Origin of the sequence: Streptomyces sp. NPDC052107, from assembly GCF_040680215.1 — a bacterium.
In the GTDB taxonomy this organism is placed as follows: domain Bacteria; phylum Actinomycetota; class Actinomycetes; order Streptomycetales; family Streptomycetaceae; genus Streptomyces.
Window position 1 is genome coordinate 1 of the sequence record NZ_JBFAWG010000181.1, and the last position, 6,301, is coordinate 6,301.

Sequence of the window (6,301 nt, forward strand, 5' to 3'; positions counted from 1 at the left end):
CAACGTCGCCCGAACACGATTGACTTCATGTGCGTCCACACAGTCCTCATGCCCCTGAACACTGCAGGCAGACAGACCTAACGGAGTCCTACTAGGGCTTGATGCCGACACCCGTCCACAGGCTGACTTGAGCGTCCGTGGGCGGCTCAGCTGCGGCGCCGTCTTCGCTCAGAGGTTCGGGGCGCCAGCGGTGACCCATCGTGATGCCAGGCTCGAGAAGTTCCAGACCGTCGAAGAAGCGGGCGACGTCGGCGCGGGAGCGGAACTGCACCGGCGTTCCCGCGTTGATATAGACGTCGGTGACCTTCTGCCAGGTGGACGGATCAAAGTCGGGCGTGCAGTGACTCAGTGCCAGGGCACTGCCGGAGGGCAGGGCGTCGAGCAGACGGCTGACAATCGCGTACGGGTCCTGCTGGTCGGTGATGAAGTGCATCAAGGCGTTGAGGGACAACGCCACCGGCTCGTTCAGGTTCAACACCTCTGAGAGGATGGGAGCGTTGAGCAGAAACGTAGGGTCCTTGACGTCGGCCTCGATGTACGCGGTGCGGCCCTGGGACGTGCTGCGCATCAGGCGCTCGGCGTACTTCAGCACGAGAGGGTCGTTGTCGGCGTAGACGACTCGGGCGTCGGGCACGACGGACTGGGCCACCTGATGCAGGTTCGGCTCGGTGGGGATGCCGGTGCCGATGTCCAGCCACTGGCGGATGCCGTGCTCTCGCGCGAGAACCCGAGTCGCCCGGTGCATGAACGACCGGTTCTCACGGGCGCACACAAAGATACCGGGATAGACGGCCGCGACAGTCTCGGCTGCCTGCTTGTCCACCTCGAAGTGGTCCTTGCCGCCAAGGTAGTAGTCGTACATGCGTGCGGAGTGAGGCCTGCTGGTGTCGATGTCCCGCGAGGCCGGCGAGCTGCTCATGCTGTTCCCTTCCGTAGTTGCGTGGCGTACAGAGCCGGGGCGGGCGACCTCGTGGCGGCGCCTTCTCCCGATCGCGCCGAGGTTCAGCCGGCCGTCAGATGATCGGCGAGGCCCTTTTTGACTCCCTCGAGGAATGCGCTGATCTCTTCGGCGGTGTAGATCAGCGCGGGCCCCGAGGGATCGGTCGACTGGCGCAGCGCAATGCGGCCGTCGGCGAGTTGCTTCGTCTCCACGCACTGGCCCCCGTTGGGCCCGCTCCACGGGCACTCCCAGCCGTGCTCACCAAGGTCGGAAGCCGGCATCCCGTTGTAGACACTGCCATGGCTTATGGTCATGAGTACTCCTTGCGCATGCGTTGCATCAGCGCCCTGCTGTCCGCGGAGGAGGTCAGCAGCGACATCCGGTTGTGTGCTTCCAGATGGGCGGCGACATCCGAGCGCTGGTCCAGGTACATCGAGGCGGTAAGGACCTCGCTGTAGACGACGTCGGGCAGCTCCGGCTCCGCGAACCGGAAGTAGGTGAAGGGGGCACACGCGCCGACATGGGCGCCTGCGGAGAACGGAACGACGTCGATGCTGATGTGTTCCAGCTCCGAGGCTTCGAGGAGCCGGTCAATCTGCCCTCGCATCACCTCTGCCCCGCCGACAGCGCGGTGCAGGACGGCCTCCTCCATCACCACCCACAGCGTGGGCGCGTCCTCGCTCTCCAGCAGTTCCTGCCGGCGCAGCCGCAGCTGGATGCGCCGCTCCAGATCTTCCTCGGAGTCATTGGGAAAACCGCCGCGCAGGACGGCGCGCGCGTAGTCGTACGTCTGCAGCAGCCCGGTGACGTAGTGCGGCTCATAGGTACGCAGAGTCCTGGCACTTGTCTCCAGGCTGACGTAGGCGGAGAACCAGCTGGGCAGCACATCGCGGTAGTCGTGCCACCAGCCCGGTTCGTTGGCCCGCTCGGCCAGGGCGACGAACTCGTCGATCTCCTGCCGGTCGGCTCCGTAGGCCTCCAGCAACCTCTCCACGTACAGGGGCTTGAGAGCGACCTCTGCCTTTTCCAGGCGCCGGACGGTCAGCGGCTTCACCCGCAGGGCCCGGGCAGCGTCCTCCAGCGACACGTCGGCGCTCTGCCGCCTCTCCCGCAGCCGCCGGCCGAGGATCATCCGAAGAACCGTTGGCGCGTTGGTCCCCGCCCCCGAACGACCCTCCATCACGCAAACCCCCATCCCTGACGGTACGTCACCAAGACGCGCCCCATGGCGACTTGATGATGACATCAGCTGGATACCGTCTGGCTGAAATTATCAGGGAAGCAGTTGCAACGTGAAGTCGACTGCGAGCATAGTTACATGCGCGAGTGGTCCAACCGGACCGCTCAGCCCCCCACCGTCAACGACCAGTCAAACTTGCCGAGTTGTCGCCACCGAACGTCGAGGACGCACGTCAAATCGCACACGCCTGTCGGGAAGGCAATTGCCGCTGCTCCAACATCCCCGCGGCCCCGGCCTCGAAGGGAAGGCAACCACCATGTCCCCCCACACATCGCTCCTCACCACCTCGTCAAACGGCACATGCACCAACTCCTCGCGCGGAGCAGCAGTGACCTCGACGGGCTTGATGCACCGCTCCCATCCATGGCTCGGCCACATGGTGACGGACTCCGCAACAGGACGGCGAGGAATCCTTCGCGCCATCGCACCGGAGGGCACGGCGTCGGCGCCGGTCGCCTGGCTGGCCCCGCGGCGAGGCGGCATCGAATGGACAACAGCGCCGGAAAACCTCACCGATCCCACGCCGACCACCCGCCCGGAAGAGACGACGTGAGGCAGCGGACCGCCCTCGTCCCGTACGTCACGGCCGTCGCTGCCTCGGAAGCCCATTCACGGCATGCTTGCGGTGTTGTCGACGTATCTCGCCCGGCCGGCCGAACTCGGGCTGAGCGAGGCAATCGACCGGGGCGTCCTCGCAACGACGTGCTGGAGATCCGTGACCCCTCACCAGTCCTCGGGGAATCGGACGCGGCGCAGCGAGGCCGGCGCCTGGCACGGCGACCACCCCGTCGCCGAGCGGCGCAAGGTGCGGCGGCAGTTCACCAACGGCATCGACGCCATGAACCGGCATGTACACCCGGCCGCTTCCTGCCCACGATTGCCTTGCCCGCGTCCGTGCCCTGACTCGCCGCCAGGGCCTCGTACTGGTCGAGGCCGCATCCGCGCGGTCACACGCCCCCACGAGGGCAGCGATCTCGTGACGGCCTCGAACGTCGCCAGCGAAGGTCGCGCGGTGCGCGCGACGAGCGGGCGGCTGCCGACCTGTGGCAGGACATCGACGAAGCGCCAAGTCCCGCCTACGACCGGGCCAGGCCGATCGTCGTGGCAGTGCTCAAGGCCTCACATACGGGAACCCACGCCACCGGTCAACGTGACGAGCTTGCCACGCCGCCATCGCGGCGGGACCAGCGCTCGACGCGCGCGAGCCACTCCGCGAGGAGGGCGCGCAGGAGTTCCGGTTGCTCGTGGGGCAGGGCGTGTCCCGCGTCGTCGACCACAGCGAGCGAGGAGTGCGGGTAGTGGCCGACCAGGTCGGCAGCGGCGGCATACCCGACCGTCGAGTCCAGCCGCCCCGCCACGACCACTGTCGGACCCGCATAAACCGGCGCATGATCGGGCGTGAGCTCCCACTGTTCGCCGATTCGCTCGAGCGCCGCCTGGTCGACGAGTGCGGCGGCTGGGGCCACGTAACGTTCGTACCGCTCGAGCATCTGCGGAGTTTGGATCACGAAATAGCTCCGGAAGACGTCGTCACCGATCGCACCCGATCCGGCGACGACGCGGTGCCCGGGAACGTCGCGCAGCCCTGGCAACAACGGACAGACGAGCGCAAGACCAGCGACCTGCGCCGGGCGCCTCGCGGCCATCGCCTGTGCGTAGTACGCGCCCGCCGAGTGACCGATGAGGAGGTGCGCACTCCCGCCCGTGACCTCGTCGGCGAAGTCGAGCAGCGTGTCGAGGACGTCGTCGGCGCTGCGCAGTGTTTCGGGGGCGATGGTCCGGCCCATTCCGGGGAGGTCTGGATAGATCCGCCGCAGCCCCTCGACACCCTGGAAAACCGGCTCGAAGCAAGCCTCAGCCTCGCGGTGGTCGACGCCGGCGCCGTGGAGTACCAGTACTGGTCGACCGGTCCCGTGCTCCACGTAGTGGACCACCATTTGCCCCACTGGGATCTCCATCCCCGGACGCTAACGGTGCAGGGGGCGTCACGACAACGCGGCCTCGCCCGGCACGGCAGGTGTCGGCCCGCCCTCGAGTGGGGTCCGGTCATACTCGGCACGGCAGGTTCCTGCGTCGAGCTCGAATACCGCCTGGGGAGCCACCGCTGCGGCACGGGCGGCAGAGGCGACGGAGACCTCCTGATCATGCGGCGAGAGCCGTGCGGCTGGCCCGGCGCAAGCCCTTCTCGTTGCGGATGCGTGCGCGTTTTTTGCATTGGGCGGGACGACCGGGTAGCTCCGCACAGCGCTTCCGAGGCACGAGCCCGGCGCGCGGAGGGCAGCCCGATGCTCGCGTGTCGCAAACCCTTCAGTCGGCTATCACCCGCCGTCCACCAAACCGGATCAGGGTCTGAGGGCTTCCGGTGCATGCATCGTGCACCCACCGACCTTGCTGAGGACCACATGTGCCTTGACGGACACTGCGAGCACAACGCGGATTCCCTCGCACCCGACGCCGCGCGCGGCGACGACTCGGGTGCTGGACTGGGACGGCGGCGGCTGCTTGCCGCGGGGGTGGCCGGCGCAGCCGCCCTGACCCTCGCCCCGGTCTCCTTCGCGCAGGCCGCCGACGGCTCCTCCGGCGGCACCCCGCCGTCCGGTGCTGAGGCCACCCGTGTCATCACTGGGTTCCTGGAGACCGGGGCCGCGGACTTCGTCTACCTGCCCGTCGAAGTGCCCGAGGGCGTGCAGAAGATCGCCGTCTCGTACTCCTACGACAGGCCGGCTGTCCCTGCCGGCACGCCGGGCAACTCTTGCGACATCGGCGTGTTCGACGAGCGGGGCATCGCGCTGGGCGGCCTTGGTTTCCGCGGTTGGTCCGGGGGTTTCCGCACCTCGTTCGAGATCTCCAACAGTGACGCCACGCCGGGGTACTTGCCCGGCCCGGTCGGCGCCGGCACTTGGCACGTCGTGCTCGGGCCGTACCAGGTGGCGCCACAGGGCATGAACTACCGGGTCCAGGTGACCCTGACCTACGGCGAGCCTGGTCCCGCCCATGTGAACAAGTACCCGCCGCAGCGGGCCAAGGGGCGCGGCCGTGACTGGTACCGCGGCGACTGCCATCTGCACACCGTCTACTCCGACGGCAAGCGCCTGCCGAGTGAGGTCGCGGCCGGCGCCCGTGCCGCGGGGATGGACTTCATCGTCTCCACCGACCACAACACCCCGGCCTCGCACGGCGTGTGGGGCGAGTACGCCGGACCGGACCTGCTGGTCATCACGGGTGAGGAGGTCACCACGCGCAACGGGCACTGGCTGGCTCTCGGGCTACCGCCCGGGGAGTGGATCGACTGGCGCTACCGGTCGCGCGACGACGCCTTCGGTCGCTTCGCGCGCCAGGTGCGCCGCGGCGGCGGCCTGGTGGTGCCCGCGCACATGTACTGCGCGTACGTGGCCTGCCAGTGGAAGTTCGGTTTCGACGACGCCGACGCCACCGAGGTGTGGACCGGCCCGTGGACCTACGACGACGAGCACGCGGTCAGCACCTGGGACCAGAAGCTCGGCGAAGCCGTCCGCACCGGCAAGCGCTGGCTGCCGGCCATGGGCAACAGCGACGCGCACAGCGATCCGCAGGTCATCGGCCTGCCGCACAACGTGGTGTACGCGGACGACCTGGCCACCGACTCGGTCATGGACGGCATTCGAGCGGGCCGTAACTGGATCGCGGAGTCGGCCTCCGTCAAGCTGACGTTCACTGTCAGCGGCCATGGCAGACAAGCCGGCATCGGCGAGGAGCTCAGCGTGCCGGCCGACGCGCCGGTGGATGTCCGCCTCGACGTCCAAGGCGTACCGCACGGCACCGTCCGCTTCATCACCGACGAGGGCCAGATGCACCAGGAATCGGTGGACGCCTCCGGCTCCGGCACGGTGGTGTGGCGGACGACGGCGTCACTCGCGGCGTACGTACGCGCCGAAGTGCGGCACCCGATGGCGGACGGCAGCCCGGGGCAGGGCAATACGATGGGGGACGCCCTGCTGTTCGGTCCCATGGCCGCGCTGACCAACCCCGTCTTCCTGACCACGACGTAGGCTCACCAACTTCGTTAGTAATCCTTAGTGTTGCATGTATAGTTGCGTGCATGGAGTTGCTGCGTATCTCCAAGGCTGCGAAGCGTCTCGGGA

At 68.0% G+C, this 6,301-nt stretch carries 5 protein-coding genes; 1 reads left to right on the plus strand and 4 read right to left on the minus strand.

All coding sequences use genetic code 11. The annotated features are described in order from the left end of the window. Positions 1-91: 91 nt before the first annotated feature. From AB0M27_RS46100 to AB0M27_RS46115, 4 genes are all read right to left on the minus strand, one after another. Positions 92-919, minus strand: coding sequence for an SAM-dependent methyltransferase (locus AB0M27_RS46100; protein ID WP_365732121.1), 828 nt, complete (start codon positions 917-919; stop codon positions 92-94). Between the two features lie 83 nt (positions 920-1,002). Then, positions 1,003-1,254, minus strand: a complete 252-nt coding sequence (locus tag AB0M27_RS46105) for a DUF397 domain-containing protein (RefSeq protein WP_365732123.1) — start codon at positions 1,252-1,254, stop codon at positions 1,003-1,005. Beyond that, a complete protein-coding gene (locus tag AB0M27_RS46110) occupies positions 1,251-2,123 on the minus strand; it encodes a helix-turn-helix transcriptional regulator (protein ID WP_365732130.1) in 873 nt (290 codons plus the stop codon). The genes AB0M27_RS46105 and AB0M27_RS46110 overlap by 4 nt, the downstream gene beginning before the upstream one ends. A 1,202-nt stretch (positions 2,124-3,325) precedes the next feature. Next, a complete protein-coding gene (locus AB0M27_RS46115) occupies positions 3,326-4,138 on the minus strand; it encodes an alpha/beta hydrolase (protein ID WP_365732132.1) in 813 nt (270 codons plus the stop codon). Between the two features lie 444 nt (positions 4,139-4,582). On the opposite strand from AB0M27_RS46115, the gene AB0M27_RS46120 reads away from it, so the two are divergent. Further along, a complete protein-coding gene (locus AB0M27_RS46120; protein ID WP_365732134.1) occupies positions 4,583-6,208 on the plus strand; it encodes a CehA/McbA family metallohydrolase in 1,626 nt (541 codons plus the stop codon). The last annotated feature ends 93 nt before the right edge of the window (positions 6,209-6,301 follow it).